Annotated in this window: 16 protein-coding genes and 1 tRNA gene; 4 read left to right on the top strand and 13 right to left on the bottom strand. The window is 42.3% G+C overall.

Annotation, left to right across the window (positions count from 1 at the left end):
* The first annotated feature begins 120 nt into the window (after nt 1-120).
* Together PR800_RS04825 and PR800_RS04820 are read left to right on the top strand one after the other, a co-directional pair.
* A tRNA-Phe gene (locus PR800_RS04825) sits at nt 121-196 on the top strand.
* A gap of 189 nt (nt 197-385) precedes the next feature.
* The gene (locus PR800_RS04820) at nt 386-703 is read left to right on the top strand and encodes an MGMT family protein (RefSeq protein ID WP_239978916.1); all 318 of its coding nucleotides are present in this window, start codon (nt 386-388) and stop codon (nt 701-703) included.
* A gap of 104 nt (nt 704-807) precedes the next feature.
* On the opposite strand, the gene PR800_RS04815 is transcribed toward PR800_RS04820, so the two are convergent.
* Nucleotides 808-2,379 (bottom strand): AbgT family transporter, encoded by a 1,572-nt coding sequence (locus tag PR800_RS04815; protein ID WP_102138017.1) that lies wholly within the window; start codon nt 2,377-2,379, stop codon nt 808-810.
* Between the two features lie 457 nt (nt 2,380-2,836).
* On the opposite strand from PR800_RS04815, the gene PR800_RS04810 reads away from it, so the two are divergent.
* A complete protein-coding gene (locus tag PR800_RS04810; protein WP_102138018.1) occupies nt 2,837-3,217 on the top strand; it encodes a DUF1992 domain-containing protein in 381 nt (126 codons plus the stop codon).
* 200 nt (nt 3,218-3,417) lie between these two features.
* A complete protein-coding gene (locus PR800_RS04805) occupies nt 3,418-3,825 on the top strand; it encodes a DUF2628 domain-containing protein (protein ID WP_102138019.1) in 408 nt (135 codons plus the stop codon).
* Nucleotides 3,826-3,863: 38 nt separating this feature from the next.
* On the opposite strand, the gene PR800_RS04800 is transcribed toward PR800_RS04805, so the two are convergent.
* From PR800_RS04800 to PR800_RS04745, 12 genes are all read right to left on the bottom strand, one after another.
* On the bottom strand, nt 3,864-4,577 hold the full coding sequence (locus PR800_RS04800; RefSeq protein WP_206276459.1) for a helix-turn-helix domain-containing protein: 714 nt from the start codon (nt 4,575-4,577) through the stop codon (nt 3,864-3,866).
* Between the two features lie 253 nt (nt 4,578-4,830).
* Nucleotides 4,831-5,166: a tRNA-binding protein gene (locus tag PR800_RS04795; protein WP_102138021.1), complete on the bottom strand. Its 336-nt coding sequence runs from the start codon at nt 5,164-5,166 to the stop codon at nt 4,831-4,833.
* Nucleotides 5,167-5,357: 191 nt separating this feature from the next.
* The gene (locus PR800_RS04790) at nt 5,358-5,684 is read right to left on the bottom strand and encodes a DMT family transporter (RefSeq protein WP_042845455.1); all 327 of its coding nucleotides are present in this window, start codon (nt 5,682-5,684) and stop codon (nt 5,358-5,360) included.
* A 21-nt stretch (nt 5,685-5,705) separates the two neighbouring features.
* Nucleotides 5,706-6,134, bottom strand: a complete 429-nt coding sequence (locus PR800_RS04785; protein ID WP_166264232.1) for a DMT family transporter — start codon at nt 6,132-6,134, stop codon at nt 5,706-5,708.
* Between the two features lie 56 nt (nt 6,135-6,190).
* On the bottom strand, nt 6,191-6,883 hold the full coding sequence (locus PR800_RS04780; protein WP_195697781.1) for a hypothetical protein: 693 nt from the start codon (nt 6,881-6,883) through the stop codon (nt 6,191-6,193).
* A gap of 14 nt (nt 6,884-6,897) precedes the next feature.
* On the bottom strand, nt 6,898-7,542 hold the full coding sequence (locus tag PR800_RS04775) for a phosphate propanoyltransferase (protein ID WP_102138024.1): 645 nt from the start codon (nt 7,540-7,542) through the stop codon (nt 6,898-6,900).
* Nucleotides 7,539-7,976: a BMC domain-containing protein gene (locus PR800_RS04770; protein WP_210848229.1), complete on the bottom strand. Its 438-nt coding sequence runs from the start codon at nt 7,974-7,976 to the stop codon at nt 7,539-7,541. Before PR800_RS04770 ends, PR800_RS04775 begins: the two co-directional genes overlap by 4 nt.
* 13 nt (nt 7,977-7,989) lie before the next feature.
* Nucleotides 7,990-8,940: a choline TMA-lyase-activating enzyme gene (cutD, locus tag PR800_RS04765; RefSeq protein WP_206276461.1), complete on the bottom strand. Its 951-nt coding sequence runs from the start codon at nt 8,938-8,940 to the stop codon at nt 7,990-7,992.
* A gap of 87 nt (nt 8,941-9,027) precedes the next feature.
* Entirely contained in the window at nt 9,028-12,459 is a 3,432-nt protein-coding gene (gene cutC, locus PR800_RS04760; RefSeq protein ID WP_272530313.1) for a choline trimethylamine-lyase, read from the bottom strand.
* 58 nt (nt 12,460-12,517) lie between these two features.
* A complete protein-coding gene (locus tag PR800_RS04755) occupies nt 12,518-13,648 on the bottom strand; it encodes a 1-propanol dehydrogenase PduQ (RefSeq protein WP_195697784.1) in 1,131 nt (376 codons plus the stop codon).
* A gap of 7 nt (nt 13,649-13,655) precedes the next feature.
* Nucleotides 13,656-13,913 carry a EutN/CcmL family microcompartment protein gene (locus PR800_RS04750; protein ID WP_004259057.1) on the bottom strand — a complete coding sequence of 86 codons (258 nt, stop codon included), beginning with the start codon at nt 13,911-13,913 and terminating at the stop codon, nt 13,656-13,658.
* Nucleotides 13,914-13,939: 26 nt separating this feature from the next.
* Nucleotides 13,940-15,568, bottom strand: a complete 1,629-nt coding sequence (locus tag PR800_RS04745) for an acetaldehyde dehydrogenase (acetylating) (protein ID WP_272530310.1) — start codon at nt 15,566-15,568, stop codon at nt 13,940-13,942.
* Nucleotides 15,569-15,578: the final 10 nt, after the last annotated feature.

The following is a 15,578-nucleotide window of genomic DNA, read 5'->3' as shown; positions in this document are numbered from 1 at the left end:
AATTAACGCATACTAAACACACACCTTTTGCTGAAAAAGAAAACACTCAGTAAAAAAAAGTGTTTTTTTATTAAAAATGCATTGACGCAAACGGCTGAATACGGTTTAATGCGCCCCGTTGCCCGGATAGCTCAGTCGGTAGAGCAGGGGATTGAAAATCCCCGTGTCCTTGGTTCGATTCCGAGTCCGGGCACCACTTATTTAAAGAACCCGCCCAAAAGGCGGGTTTTTGCTTTGCATCTCCCGATAAAATCATATCTCATTGATATTCATTAAGTTCTATAATCACTTGCGCTCTAAATAAGCTTAGAACAAAATAATGTTTTATATCACCTACGCCTTATAATAAGGCCGACACACACTCATCGTAATTAGGGCTGTGACCATGAACAGTGCGCCATCTTTTCGAGATATCATTTATAGCCTCATAGGGAGCATCCCTAGCGGAAGAGTCACTACTTATGGAACACTCGCCAAAATGGCCGGTTACCCTGCTCATATACGCCAAGTTTGCCAAGCGATACGGACTATCCCAGCAGGCAGTTCCCTACCCTGCCACCGCGTTATTAATGGTCAGGGGAAGTTATCCGTCTCGGGGGAATGCTATCTACGCCATAAACAAGCACTTGTAGATGAAGGGATTATCTTTAGCGTGAATGATAAGGTAAAACTAAAAGACTATTTGTGGGAAGGGCTTGATTAAAGCAAAAAATCATACTTATCAATGAGTTAGTGTTAGCCTCATTAATACTGAGATAAACTCAAAGATATAGCCCTCTTTGAGACGGGCTATACCACGTACAATGATTAGCTTCCTGGCGTGAAATATATCGGAGAGCCTGGGCCCACAGGGATACCCAATACAAATACCCACACTATAAAGAACAACGACCAGCCAATGAAGAAAATGATGGAATATGGCAGCATCATTGAAACCAATGTCCCTATTCCTGCATCTTTTTTATATTTAACCACTATCGCCATAATCAACCCAAAATAGCTCATCATCGGAGTGATAATATTGGTTACCGAATCCCCAATACGATAAGCTGCTTGAATAGTTTCAGGCGCATAACCGGCCAACATCAACATTGGAACGAAAATAGGCGCGGTGACAGCCCACTGAGCTGATGCAGAGCCAATCATTAAATTAATAAATGCACAAATAAGAATAAAGCCAATAAATAGCACGCCACCGTGGAGATCAATACTATTTAAAAAGTTGGCGCCTTTAACCGCAATAACTTGCCCGATATTTGTCCAACCAAAGAAAGCAACAAATTGTGCGGCAAAGAAAATGATAACCAGATATAAGCCAAGAGTACTCATTGCCCCTGCCATTGCGTCAACAATGTCTTTATCAGAGCGCATAGTTTTAGCAATATAGCCATACACAATACCCGGGACGGCAAAGAACACAAAAATGAACACCACGATGCCTTTTAGGAAAGGCGAGTTGCTGACTAACCCAGTATCTTGGTTACGTAATATTCCATTTTCGGGTACCACCATTAATGCCAAAATCGCGGCTAATCCCCAAAATGTTACCGATGCCCAAAATAACGCTTTTTTCTCTAGCGGGGTGACATTTGCTGAGGCGTAGAGGCTATTTTCATCTTCGTCGACTGCCCCTCCTGTGTATGGGCCCAGCTGTGGCTCAACAATTTTTTCTGTGATCAAGTAACCTAAAATAGTGATCAAAAACGTACTCGCAAACATAAAATACCAGTTCGCTTCCGCTCCCACGATATAAGTCGGGTCAATGATTTGCGCAGCCTGCTGGGTGATACCAGACAGTAATGGGTCAACCGTACCTAATAATAAGTTTGCTGAATAACCGCCTGAAACCCCTGCAAATGCAGCGGCAAGGCCAGCTAAAGGATGACGTCCTAATGAATGGAAAATGATAGCGGCTAACGGAATAAGTACCACATAACCCAATTCTGCCGCGGTGTTTGACATGATGCCTGCAAACACGATCGCCATTGTCGTTAATTTACGTGGGGCTTTGGTTACAACCAAACGCATGGCAGCAGAAAGCAAACCTGCTCGTTCTGCAATTCCAACCCCTAATAATGCAACTAATACCGTCCCTAATGGTGCGAAACCGGTGAAGTTAGTGACGACGTTAGCAATAATTTTTCGGATCCCTTCGGCATCCAATAAGCTAACGATATGAATAATACCGTCTTCTGCACGCCCTTTTGCCCCTTCTGGGCGAGGGTCTGGCACGCTGACACCGAAATACTGACCTATTGCTGAAGAAACTAATAAAATTGCAATTAAAATAATAAATAAGATGACGGGATGTGGTAGTGCATTACCTAGCCACTCAACCGTTCGCAAAAAACGGCTTCCCTCTTGCTTCTTTTGTTCCATATTTTCTCCTTATAAACAAGAAAAACGGACATTACACAATGTTTTTGCTTTTTGCTATTTACAAATAGATAATTTTAAATAAACAAAATTCATACAAATCAGATATAAAGTTCAACATAATTAAGAATGATTTATTTCAATTAGTCGTTAATATTTATAATTTATATAAAGTTGATAGTTAAAACTAAAATAAACAAGATAAATTAATTTCTATAAGTGTGGTCAACATAACAATTTTCATATTATCCTTAGCTTTTTTCCGCCATTTATCACTAATTAAATACCATTTTTTAGCAGTTTTATTTTATAAAAATAGCCAACCCCTTATTTATCAATACTCGATAAAACCTTACCAATAACTCGGAATAACAAGCGCAATAAAGAATAATCTACCAGGTTCCTTTATATTGATATGGGGGGCTATAATAGTAAAAAATCAACTCATGGAGTCGCTATCATGTCAGTTATTGATCTTTGGGCAGAACGCCATATTCAAGAGGCGCTGAATAAAGGGGAGCTTTCAAATTTAAATGGTGAAGGGAAAGCTTTACAGCTTGAAGACGACAGTTTAGTTCCACCAGCGCTAAGGGCTGGATATCGCATATTAAAAAACTCAGGTTATTTACCTGTAGAATTACAACAAAGGAAAGATGCTCTAACGCTAAGCCATATGCTACAAGGTCTCTCTGTGGACGACCCCAATTATACGTCGATGAGTAAGCAATTAGCTTTACTCGAACTAAAACTCAAGCAAGCCAATGTAAATACTGATTTTTTACATGGCAACTATGCAAATTCAATTTCTGAACAAATAACCAATAAGTCAAATACTAAATAATGTAGGCAAGCCTTCCAATAAATTAACCCATCATCTATTTGCTATTTATCTTAATCATTTTCCCTTTATTTATCTTTGATTGGCTCATTATTAAAAACATCCCTCAATAGTCACATTAAGACTATTTACCTCTTTTTTATGCGGTTATCCAAGTATTATCAATCCCGATTTTATACTTATTAATAAGCAAGGGATGGAAAATGGAACAGAAGCAATATTCTAATAAATGGCAAAAACGTTTCGATTTCTTTGATAAGCATGGTGCTCCTGATACGCCTGAATTCAAAGCAGCGTTAAAAGCCGCCTCTTTCGGTGAGCGTATTCTCATTAATATGAACATTTTTGCCTTTTTCTTCGGTATTATTTATTTCCTCATTTTAGGGCTTTGGAAGAAAGGGTTAGTGATGCTTGGTATCACTCTTGGGGTTGCTCTCGTTTTGAATATTATTGATTTTATGATTGGCGGAACAATTCCTAACGCCGTCTTTACTGGGGTATCTGTCGGTATGTCAGCGCTGTGGGCCATGGTTGCCAACTATGCTTACTATATTAAAGAAACCAAAGGATTGGATAACTGGAACCCATTTGAAGGGATCCGCATGCTGTAGATAGCAAATATTGTAAAGATTGGTGGCTAGCAAAGCTGCTAATTTTTACAAGGTACTAAGTTAATGCCCTGAATTCGATATTCATTTGGTGTTCTGCCATAAAATCGACGAAAAGCTTGGCTAAATGCCGAATGAGATTCATAACCGACAGATAATGCAATTTGTTCTATTGAGGTATTGGTTAGTAATAAGCTTCCTGCAATTTCCATTCGTTTTTGTAATAGAAATTGCATCGCTGTTAATTGTGTTTCTGCTTTTATTCGTCGTTGCAATGTACTCACTGACATACAAAAAGCAGTTGCCATGTCTTCACAACTAATAGGATGGTGTAGGCGCGGTTCTACCCATTGAGAAAGCTCATCAATCCATTTATTTTCAGATTTTAACTGGGCCAATAATAGACGGGCAACCGTAAAATTATGTTCGGGAGCTTGTGGGAAGTTTTGCAACCAATTCAAAAGGCCAATTGCGGCAGGCGTCAGAGTAAACTCCGTCATTTTTTCACTCAATGCCCATTGTGCTGTGGCGGGCATTTCTAATACATAATTTTGATTTCCTAACTGCCCGCTAAATGCATGGCTCACACAAGGCGGGATCACAACCCCCTTTCCTGCATTTAATAGATAATGTTGCCGGTACATATTGATTTCCATCTGCCCAGATAACGACAACACAACTTGCCACTGCCCATCATGTTGATGAGAAATGACTTCGTCTGAATATTGGCGAAAATGAAGTTCAGGCAATCGCAAAGGGTCACACTCCTACTGATACAGATAATAGCAGTATAACCTTTTTACTAATAAATGGCAGTGATGCCAATGCGCCACCTATTGAGGAAGGTGAGTGCAACAAAAACGTTAAATGCTCTAAATAATTCGTGTTATCGCTAGGCGGCAAGCAAAGTAAGCCCTAGGGGCATACAAAAGTATGTGACTGAGCGAGTGAGTGAAGCCAACAACGCAATAACACGAAGTATGACGAGTATTAGAAGTATAACGAGCATTATGCTAATAAAGCACCATTTGGCAAAGGCAGGTTAAATTCAGCAAGGACAATCGCCCCCGTTTCGTCAGGCGCCCCCGTGATCAACACTTCAGATTTAATGCCTGCTATACGCTTTACTTCAAAATTACACACGCACAGTACTCGCTTACCAATCAAGTCTTCAGGCGTATAATTGACGGTGATCTGTGCACTTGAGCGCTTAATGCCCAATTCACCGAGGTCAACCTCCATTATATAAGCGGGCTTTTTAGCTTTAATATTAACTTCTGCACTAACAATAGTCCCAACACGCATTTCAACACGGGTAAAATCATCCCATTCAATTATGTTCATTCATTTTTCCTAATTAGATTATTTATAGAACGTAAATTAACATAGGATAGATCCTTTCTTTTATCGCCAAACCATCACTTTGTATCGTGAAACAGTCATACTATCGTATGATAAAAAAATAGCCCTCACGAAAATACATTGAGGGCCAAATAATGAACGAAAGAAAGATGCAACAATGGTCTAAAAATTAATTACATAGTCGAGAATGTATTCATAATAATCCCACCACTAATGATGAGCCCCATCGCGAATACCGCTGGAAAATCGGGTTTTTGTTTATATAAAACCATAGAAACGAGTGTCACACCGACAATACCAAACCCACACCACAGTGAATAAGCGACACCAACTGGGATATAGCCCATTGCACGAGTTAAAGCGAAATAACACAGGCAATAAGCAATAATAACTAATACGGATGGGCCCAATTTGCTAAAACTATTGGTCTTTTTAATCATAGAGGTGCCCGTTATTTCAGAGCCAATAGAAAGTGCTAACCATAGAAATCCAGTAAACATAATATTCCCCTTAGCTTTAAATTAATGAGCTGTGTTATTTTTTGCGGATAATAATGAAGACTCTGTTTCATCTTTAGGTGGCTCAGTTTCTTCTGGATCATCTGAGCCCATTTTGGAGAATAGATTCATGATCACAATACCACTTGCGATCACCGCCATGCCAATCATGGCTGCGGTATCAGGATGTTGCCCATAAAATAGCATACCAAGGGTTGAAACCATTAGGATCCCAGTACCTGACCATGTTGCATAAGCTAAGCCAACAGGAATATATTTTACCGCGCGGGAAAGTGAGTAATAACAAATAACATATAACACAACGATTAATGCCAATAATAATGATTTGGTCATACCTTCGCTATTATCAAACATTTTTAAGGTCGATGTTGCTGAGGTTTCAGAAATAATAACCGCCAGCATCCAAAGCCATGACTTTGCTTTAGGGGACATAGATAATACTCCTACGATAAATAGAATGATTAAAATTAATTTTTAATTTAATAACTTTATTTTTTAAGTGACTTTAAATAATCGATTGCTGAATCCGTTAATTTATTTTCATTCGCACAATACCCCCTAGGGTTATTCATTACTTCCTTTAAAGTAATATAGCGATTTGGATGTTCATTATTTATTTCAGGTTTTAATTCCTCAGTAATTTCATTGACTATAAATTTTTTTTCTACTTCGTTTAACGAGCCAAAATGAATTCCTAAATTAATAGCCTTACTGATATTTTCTTTAATCAGACGATTATAATTTTCGTTTTTATTTAAACCTAAAACCTGACTTAACTCACTTTCAGGGCAACAATGATATTTCAGTGCCAATATCGACATGTTTTGTGATAAGGCATGTAGGGCTAGCTCACTTTCCTCACTCACAAACAAACCATTGGCTATCTCACCAACCACTTTTGCATCAATAAACGGTAAAAACAGGCTGCCATAATGATTTAACCTACTTATTGATAAGGTGCTTTTATTTACAACACTTCCCAATTCAGCCCATTTTTCAACATCAGAGGACTGAAGCATGGATGCGGTGGCATAAAAGGAAAAAGAAACAGAATCTAGCTGTGCCAGTCTTTGGTAAATCGCTTGCTGATACCCCTCAACAGGCGATAGCACAACCAGAACTTGTCGCTTCAACTGACGTAAAACTTGTTGCACAATTCGCTCGATCCGTTTTTCGTTCATTTTGCCACCACTCCTTAGCCTGCAATGAATACGCTATCGTTATTCCGTAATCCCGCTGCGTTCGCCTCATCGGTATCAATATGAAATTCAAGAGAAAACCGCTCATCGACTCTCACTACAACTTCATCAAACACTAAGCTGCGTTCACCTTCAGTACGGATATTCACCTTTTGCCCATTCACTACATTTAGTGCTCTTGAGTCCATCACACTCATATGAATATGACGCTGAGCACAAATGACCTGTGACTCAAGATTGACATGTCCTGCTGGGCCAATCAGTAAAGCATTACCCGAATTCGTCATATCCCCAGACTCTCTCACAGGAGCTTTAATGCCAAGGGCAAAACAATCGGCTTTAGACACTTCGAGCTGCGTTTTTGGGCGAACAGGCCCTAGCACTCTGACTTTGCTAATAGAGCCTTTTGGCCCCACGACCATCACGCACTCTTTCGCAGCAAATTGCCCCGGCTGTTTTAAATCTTTGAATGGCGTTAGCTGATAACCTTGGCCAAACAACGCTTCAACGTCCTGCTGTGAAAGATGAACATGACGGTTAGAGATGCCAACAGGGATAGCGATGTTAGCAACGCCATTTTGTGCCGGTGTATAGGCTGAAAGCCGAGCCAGTATTTTCCCCATCAATTGCTCATTCATCATGATTTTTTCCCTTTACGCGGGTCATTTTTGATGTCTTTCACATTGATATCGGTTTTAACTTCAGCCACTGGCGCTTCAGTTTTAGCTTCAATAACTGCTTTTTCCACTAGCTTTTCTGTTTTTGCTTCTGGTTGAATACTTTTCTCTAATTCGCCCTTTTTACTTTTCACTGTCAGTAATTTGGTGATCACACTTTCTTCAGGCCGTGCAATCACTAATGAACCGACTAATAGTTGGCTACTGGCGATCACTTCAATGCCATGGTCAACTGCGGTGCGAACGGCACTGATTTCGCCTTGAAAACAAACGGATACCAGTCCAGAGCCGATTTTTCGATAACCTACAATTTCTACACTGGCGGCTTTACAGGCTGCGTCTGCAGCCTGTATGGCGGATGTCAGCCCCCGAGTTTCAATTACGCCTAAACTTTTCATCTGTCTCTCCTACTTAATGACGAACCAGTCGAATATCGAAATCAAATTGTTTGAAGAATGCTTCAAGTTGATCTAACTCTTCTGCGCTATAGGTTGGGTCTTGTTTAACGGGATAAATCATATCCAGTTTGTCGTATTTGCCGCGTCCCAACTGGTGATAAGGCAGAATATCAATACGTTTTACATTGCCACGTTTGGATAATTCCATCGCATAGTGAATCGCCCCCGTGATGGCATCAAAAGAGTCGTTATAGCCGCGAACCAATGGCATTCTCACTACAACGTTGGCACCGAGTTCAACCAACCTTTCAAGGTTGCGGCGAACATTTTCATTGCCAATACCGAACAGGTTTTTATGCTGTGCAGTATCAATATGTTTAATGTCATAGAGGAATAGGTCGACAACTTCAGATAACTTTTCATAGTTTTCTAACGATGTAGTGCCTTGGGTTTCTATTGCGGTGTTGATCATCATTTTTTTACACTCACGCAGTAGCGCAACGGCAAAATCGGTTTGTAGGCTCATTTCACCGCCACCGATTGTCACGCCACCACCGGAAGAAATATAAAAATCATAATCTTGCATGATGATTTCCATCATTTCGGCTACTGTGACATCCTTCCCCATAATGTCTAACGCACCACCAATACACACTTCTTCGCATTTACGGCAACCAATGCAGTCAATACTACGATTCACGCGGTGAATTTGTTCACCTTGCTCATTAATGGTTTTGTAGTGGATCCCTGTTGGGCAGACATCAACACATTTTCCGCAGTTGACGCATTTGTCATGGGAAAACATCACTTGGAACTGGCTGCTTAGCCCTTCTGGGTTGGCGCACCATGGACAACGAATATTGCACCCTTTTAAGAAAATCAATGTGCGGATGCCATCGCCATCATAAATCGAGTATTTTTGGATATTAAATATCCGACCTTTAATCTCTGCCGCGCTCATCATTGCACCTCTAAAACTATGTTTATAAATCAAAATTTATTATTGTTGTTATAAAGTGGCAGGTATAAATTCATACCTGCCTACATGGGTTTAGAACTTCTCAATTACAGTACGGCTAATAATTTCATCTTGAACCTCTTTACAGAGCTCCACGAAGTAAGCACTGTATCCTGCGACACGAACGATTAAATCACGATATTTTTCAGGCTCTTGCTGGGCTTTTTTCAGCATTTCGTTATCTACATAGCTGAACTGCATTTGCCCGTTTCCTAAGATAGACGCGGTTCTCAGCAAGGTGATTAAGCCATGACGGCCTTCTGGCGTGTCCAATAAGCCTTTTAAGAACTTAAAGTTATGCACCATACCAATGTTCATCGTTTCAACATTCATTTTGCTGATTGATTTAATAATGGCTGTTGGGCCTTGTTTATCCGCACCTTGTGTTGGGCTGATACCATCGGATAGCGGCATCCACGCTAAGCGACCATTGGCACTCGCGGCGGTTAACTCACCAATCGGTGTGTTGTTGGAGATAGATAAGGTTCCGTGGCTCAGTGTTGAATACAGCATGTCGTACTTACGGCACTCACGCTCTGTCCACTCCGTAATATCCAGTGCATATTGGTCAACATAGTCATCATCGTTACCAAACTTAGGCGCATTTAAGCAGTCACGACGCAGTTCGTCATAGCCTTCAAAGTTGGCTAGCAGGCCATCACGAATTTGCTCAAGGGTGTAGCGACCATCTTCGTAAACTAATTTGCGAATAGCGACAATGGAGTCAACATAGGTTGCAAGACCAGAGAAAATCAGCCCTGGGCCGTGGTTGATCATCGCCCCACCCGCTGCAACGTCTTTCCCTTTTTCCATACAGCCTTCCACCAGCAAGGACATTAATGGTTTTGGTGCCACATCGCGGTGAACGCGTTGGCTGATGACGGTACCGATAGCGGATAAGCGAACAATATGAGCAATCTGCGCTTTCACTGCATTATCAAAGTCTTCGAATGTTTTCAGGTCACGTAAGTCACCAGTATCTAAACCTTGATAGCTATCGAATAACACCATGCGACCACGATTTAATACGAATTCAATCGCAATTGGCCATTGGGTGTAACCCGTTGAAGTCCACTGATAAATACGACCTGATTTTTGTGGCTCAACACAGCCCATCAAGCAGTAATCACGCGCATCTTCAAAGTCGAAGCCTTTACGCAGCATCATTTTGATGTGGGAATCGTCGAAGTGACATGCAGGGAAGCCCATACCGGCTTTCACGACATCAACGATTTTTTCCATGTATTTCTGTGGTGATTGGTTATGAATACGGCATGCCAGAGAGGGCTGATACACTTTAACGAAACGAACCGCATCCATAATTAAGTAGGTCAGGTCGTTACAAGCGTCACCGCCTGAACGTTTTTGTCCACCCACTGTTAAGTTGATAAATGGCTGATAACCGGCGAAATATTTTGCACCTAATTCGCTCGACATCCACATTAACTCAGCACATTTGATGATAAACGCCTGCATCATTTCTAGCGCTTGGTCTTGGGTCAAACGGCCTGATTTGATGTCGTTTTCATACATTGGCAAACAATATTGGTCGAGGCGTCCTAGAGAAAGACCGGTTTGGTTCTCTTCGATTTCAAACAGTGACTCAACCGTCCAAATGCTCTGTAATGCTTCTTGTAACGTCGCCGGTGGGTTCGCTGGCACATTTTCGTTGACTTGTGCAATAGTTAGCAATTCTTCACGACGTTTTTGGTCTGACTCCAACACTGCTAATTCACGAGCGTGGGCAGCAATACGGTGTGAATACGCCACAACCCCTTCACAGGTTTCAATTGATGCTTTATAGAAATAAATGCGGTCAATATCATCAGGGTTTTCCATGCTTAATTCAGCCAGTTTCGCCTGAGCATCTGCTTTGATACCATTCATTCCTTTGGTGAATAACAGCACGTCATAACCTGGGCAGGTATCGCCACCACCGTTAATTTGGTGATAAGACAAGTCACTGACAAAGGTTTCACCGCTGAATTCCCACACCCCCGCTTCGCGGTATTGAGCCTCACAAATCTCATCCAGTGAACGACCTTCCCAGAACGGAGCGATTTCTTCACGGATCACTTTTTTGTCTTCTTCAGAGATAACAAACGGGTCTTGTGGACGCGTGCTCATGGTATCAAGTTCTTCGACTACCCAGCGCCATGCGATATCCGGCGAGAAGGCACCCGCACGGGCTTTACCACATGGATGCCCCACAATCAGTTCTTCAGGTTGAATTAAGATTGGCGCGGTTTCACAAGCGCGGCGGAATGCTTTCGCACGCAATAGAATTGGCGGTAAACCTGGGTTATTTTTAACAACTTCAGTGAAGGCGAGTGCGCGATAAATAGACACACTTGGACGTGCTTCTAAGTAACGGTTACGTAAGCGTTGTAAGCGAGGCGTTAAGCCTTCCATCACTTTGAATTCGGTTTCCACTTGTGCCGTTGGAGCAACATAATTCGCATTTGGTGCAGAATATTGCGGCTGAGCGCTGCTTTTTCCACAATATAAGCGAACTTTCAATCCATTATTGATAGCACTGATATTTTCATGAGCGGATAACATCATGGCAGATAATTCGTTAATGCATACACGCGGGTCATTCAGATAAATGCCATCTTTCAATGCATCGAACATTGGGTAGCCATCGACTTGCTTGGTTGAGCGAACTTCAGAGAGTTCAGCCAGTTTCAACCATAAACTTTCTACAATTTCATAAGCTTGTGCTTGGGTTAAGCGGCCTTGTTCGATATCACGTTGATAGAATGGATAAACGGCTTTATCGAACCCCATTGGGTTCACCGCATAACTGCCATTTTCTAGATGTAAAATTAGCTGAAGCAAGTAGAAAGCTTGGCAAGCCTCTTTGAAGGTTTGCGCTGGTTTTGCCGGCACATTGCGTAAAATGGCGGCGCTTTCTTGCAATTCTGCACGACGATATTGATTAGATTCTGCTGCCGCCATGCTCTCTGCTTTAGACGCTAAAGCTTGTGCAAAATGAATGGCCGCATCACATGCGTAAATTGCTGAGCGGCAGTTATTCGCTTCATCAATGCTATTACGGCTAACTGCACTGCCAATGTTTCTAACTTTGTTTTCTAACTGCGCTTTGATAGCCAAGAAACCAATATTTAAAACCGCTAAGTAATCAGGCGCATCCACTGTGCTATCGCCAGCTAAAAAGGTATAAATACTGTGGCTGTTGATTTCATTTTCAGTATGGAAAATGGCACCACGAGGGGTTGATGATTGGCTACCGATGATCAGCTCATCTTGGCCAATAAATGCAGGAAAATGGCGGATAAATTCATAAAAACGTTGTGCAGGTTTAATCGCCTGTGGTGCGCCAGACAGTTGGTTGCCAAGCGCTTCTAAAATATTCGCACGTTCAGTAATAATTGAGCTGTTGCGGGCACTTAAGCGTTCAGCCAGCATTTTTACGCGTGGGGTCAAAGCATATTTATTCATGTTAGCCTATCCTGATGTTCTTTCTAGTTTGTTGTTCATCACATAAAAGCGTTAACTGTTAAAAAGACTGTCTATACAGCATTTCCAGTTGCACCTTGCTCACATCCCGTGGATTGGTCGGAGTGCAACTATCGCGCAGTGCTTGCCCAACCATTTCCCCTAAACGGGCGTTAAAATCGAATTCATTGGTACCGGTTGCTTGAATGCCTTTTGGCATATTCATTTCATCTTTCAATACGTTGATTGCCATAATTAAGCTTTCAACGCCTTCTCGTATTGTTGAGGCGGGTAAATTTAAGTTTTTCGCGAGATGAGCGTAACGTTTTGCAGCTTCGTTATCGCATCGCCCTTCTAAATCCGCATTGAATGCCACAACTTGTGCCATCAATAAGGCATTTGCACGACCATGTGGAATGTGGAATACGCCGCCTAATGCATGGGCTAAACTGTGTGTTATCCCTAGTGATGCGTTAGTAAAGGCCATTCCCGCAATGCATGAAGCGTTGTGCATTTTTTCGCGAGCCACTAAGTTGCTACCGTCGCGATAACAATCAATTAAGTGGCCGAACACTAACTGCACTGCTTTTTCTGCTAAGGCATCAGAAAAGTCAGATGCAGTACGAGAAACATAGGCTTCTAGCGCGTGGCACAGCACGTCCATACCTGTGTCAGCCGTAATAGAAGCGGGTACTGACTTCACCAGTGCAGGGTCTAAAATGGCGACATCTGGCAACATAAATTCGTCAACTAAAACCAGTTTTTCAGACTGGGACTTGATCACTGAAAATGAAGTGACCTCCGAGCCCGTCCCACTGGTAGTTGGGATCGCGATAAACTGCGGTTTAACTCGATTGACGTCTTTTTTCGTGTGCCAGAGGGAGTAAATAACAGCTTTCGCAGCATCAATAACCGACCCACCACCGAGTGCAATCACCACATCTGGATATTGCTTATCCATGATTTTCATACCTTTAACGATGGCTGAAATGTCAGGATCTGGCTCAACATCGTCGTAAATCGAAAATGCGATGCCACTTTGGGTTAGCCTGCGAGTGACTTCATCAGCTAAGCCAAACTTCACCATCGCTTTGTCAGTGACGATAAAGGCATGGTGAGCACTCATTTGTGAGATAAAATCCAATGCGTTAGCACCGAATTGGACTTTAGGTTTAATCAAAAACTGGTTCATGCTGTTTTTACTCCTTGGTATAAACCTTCTCAACAATGGCAACCACTGACATGGCTTTGTAATTGTCTTTATTCAAAGCGAAGTAAGCTTCAGCTAACACAATGTCGTTAATACCTGCGCCAACACTGTCGACTGCCACATACGTTTTGTTTTTCAACGGTTCAAGGTCATCCCCTAGCTTGGTAACCATTAATAAGTTACTGCCACTAAGTTCTTGGCATTTCTGCGTTGCAACAACATGTCCGACTACCTTTGCGAGGATCATGGTTTATACCGCCTTATTCCAATGAGTTACTTATTTAGGCGTCCGAGAACAGCCTTGATGATTTGCTCAACATTTTCTTCAGTGATGTCACCTTGAGAAACCACCGCTTCAGCAATCGTAGCCGTTGTTACCGCACTGCCGAATCGGTCATCGCCCGTTGGATTAACCACTGCTGTTGACGCTGCCGCTGGATTACGGAAGCGGTTATCATCAAAAATGCTGACTTGCGGTTGATTTATCGTAGCCGGTGCCGTTGGCTGAGCCACTGCACAAGGCTGGGCGGGTTGCCTTAAATCATCAATGGAACGTACGCCATAACCCACTTTACGAATATTCAGTAAATTCATTGGGCCAACGTTATCAGAGCTAGAACCGCCGCCAACTGCACCACAGCCCAGTGTTAACGCTGGCGTGATATTCGTCGTCGCACCAATTCCGCCCAATGCTGCTGGCGTATTGATCAAAATACGATTAACGGGTTTTTCTAAAGAGAACTGGCGAATGACATCTTCGTTTTGCGTGTGGATCACCAAGGTATGGCCGAGACCTTCGTTGGTCAGCAAATCAACCACGCGATGGCAAGCGGATTGCCAATCTTCCTCAATATACATCCCTAAAATTGGGCATAATTTCTCGCGGGAGTATGGGTTTTTCGGTGATACGGTGTCTTGCAACGCAATCAACACACGTGTGTTAGCCGGAACAGTGAAACCTGCACGTTGGCTGAGTGTAATGGCATCTTTACCCACCACTTCTGGGTTGATGGTGCCGTTCGCTCTAAGCAACATCGATGCCATGCGTTTCGCTTCGTCTTCATTCATGAAGTAAGCGCCTTGAGCGAGTAATTCACGATGAACTTCGTTGTAAATACAGCGTTCTACAATGATGGATTGCTCAGAAGCACAGATCACACCGTTATCAAACGTTTTACTGGTGATGATGTCACTTACCGCCTGTTTGATATTGGCGCTACGTTCAATAAATGCAGGGCCATTACCTGGACCGCCACTAATGGTTGGTGTACCGGATGCGTAAGCTGCACGTACCATGCCTTCACCACCCGTTGCCAAGATTAAAGAGACGTCTTTGCTGTGCATCAGTTCTTTCGTTGCTTCTAAAGTCAGCATTGTGACAGCATCGACAATTCCAGCTGGAGCACCCGCTTCTAATGCGGCTTTTTTGACAATTTCTAATGTGCGGAAACTGCAGGCTTTGGCATTTGGATGAGGGGAGAAGACAATGGCATTACCCGCCTTCAAGGCAATCAACGTTTTGTAGATGATGGTAGATGTTGGATTAGTAGAAGGAACTAACGCCGTGATCACACCAAGAGGAACACCCACATCCATGACTTTGTTGATTTTGTCATCATTAATGATGCCAACGGTTTTGAGATCTTTAATGTGTTCATAAACACGCATTGAAGCAAAAGTGTTTTTCAGGACTTTATCTTGCCACTTACCAAACCCAGTTTCTTCGTTAGCCATTTTTGCCAGCTCTTCTGCATGAAGTGCGGACTCAATTGCGATGTGTTTAACAATATTATCGATTTTTTCCTGCGAAAATGTCGCAAACTCTTTCTGCGCTTGTTTCGCGTTTCTAACTAGCTCTCTTGCCAGTTGTCTGGATTGCAGATCTTTGTCTAATGCAACCATGTCTTCCCCC

It is taken from the genome of Providencia sp. PROV205 (assembly GCF_028479505.1).
Lineage (GTDB): Bacteria > Pseudomonadota > Gammaproteobacteria > Enterobacterales > Enterobacteriaceae > Providencia > Providencia huaxiensis.
Note: the sequence above shows the minus strand (reverse complement) of the source record. Positions and strands in the feature narration are given on the sequence as shown.

Excerpts from the sequence above, each read along its gene's own strand:
- PR800_RS04820 (WP_239978916.1), top strand. The coding sequence starts at position 386 with ATGAACAGTGCGCCATCTTTTCGAGATATCATTTATAGCCTCATAGGG.
- PR800_RS04815 (WP_102138017.1), bottom strand. The coding sequence starts at position 2,379 with ATGGAACAAAAGAAGCAAGAGGGAAGCCGTTTTTTGCGAACGGTTGAG.
- PR800_RS04810 (WP_102138018.1), top strand. The coding sequence starts at position 2,837 with ATGTCAGTTATTGATCTTTGGGCAGAACGCCATATTCAAGAGGCGCTG.
- PR800_RS04805 (WP_102138019.1), top strand. The coding sequence starts at position 3,418 with ATGGAACAGAAGCAATATTCTAATAAATGGCAAAAACGTTTCGATTTC.
- PR800_RS04795 (WP_102138021.1), bottom strand. The coding sequence starts at position 5,166 with ATGAACATAATTGAATGGGATGATTTTACCCGTGTTGAAATGCGTGTT.
- PR800_RS04790 (WP_042845455.1), bottom strand. The coding sequence starts at position 5,684 with ATGTTTACTGGATTTCTATGGTTAGCACTTTCTATTGGCTCTGAAATA.
- PR800_RS04785 (WP_166264232.1), bottom strand. The coding sequence starts at position 6,134 with ATGTCCCCTAAAGCAAAGTCATGGCTTTGGATGCTGGCGGTTATTATT.
- PR800_RS04780 (WP_195697781.1), bottom strand. The coding sequence starts at position 6,883 with ATGAACGAAAAACGGATCGAGCGAATTGTGCAACAAGTTTTACGTCAG.
- PR800_RS04775 (WP_102138024.1), bottom strand. The coding sequence starts at position 7,542 with ATGATGAATGAGCAATTGATGGGGAAAATACTGGCTCGGCTTTCAGCC.
- PR800_RS04770 (WP_210848229.1), bottom strand. The coding sequence starts at position 7,976 with ATGAAAAGTTTAGGCGTAATTGAAACTCGGGGGCTGACATCCGCCATA.
- cutD (WP_206276461.1), bottom strand. The coding sequence starts at position 8,940 with ATGATGAGCGCGGCAGAGATTAAAGGTCGGATATTTAATATCCAAAAA.
- cutC (WP_272530313.1), bottom strand. The coding sequence starts at position 12,459 with ATGAATAAATATGCTTTGACCCCACGCGTAAAAATGCTGGCTGAACGC.
- PR800_RS04755 (WP_195697784.1), bottom strand. The coding sequence starts at position 13,648 with ATGAACCAGTTTTTGATTAAACCTAAAGTCCAATTCGGTGCTAACGCA.
- PR800_RS04750 (WP_004259057.1), bottom strand. The coding sequence starts at position 13,913 with ATGATCCTCGCAAAGGTAGTCGGACATGTTGTTGCAACGCAGAAATGC.
- PR800_RS04745 (WP_272530310.1), bottom strand. The coding sequence starts at position 15,568 with ATGGTTGCATTAGACAAAGATCTGCAATCCAGACAACTGGCAAGAGAG.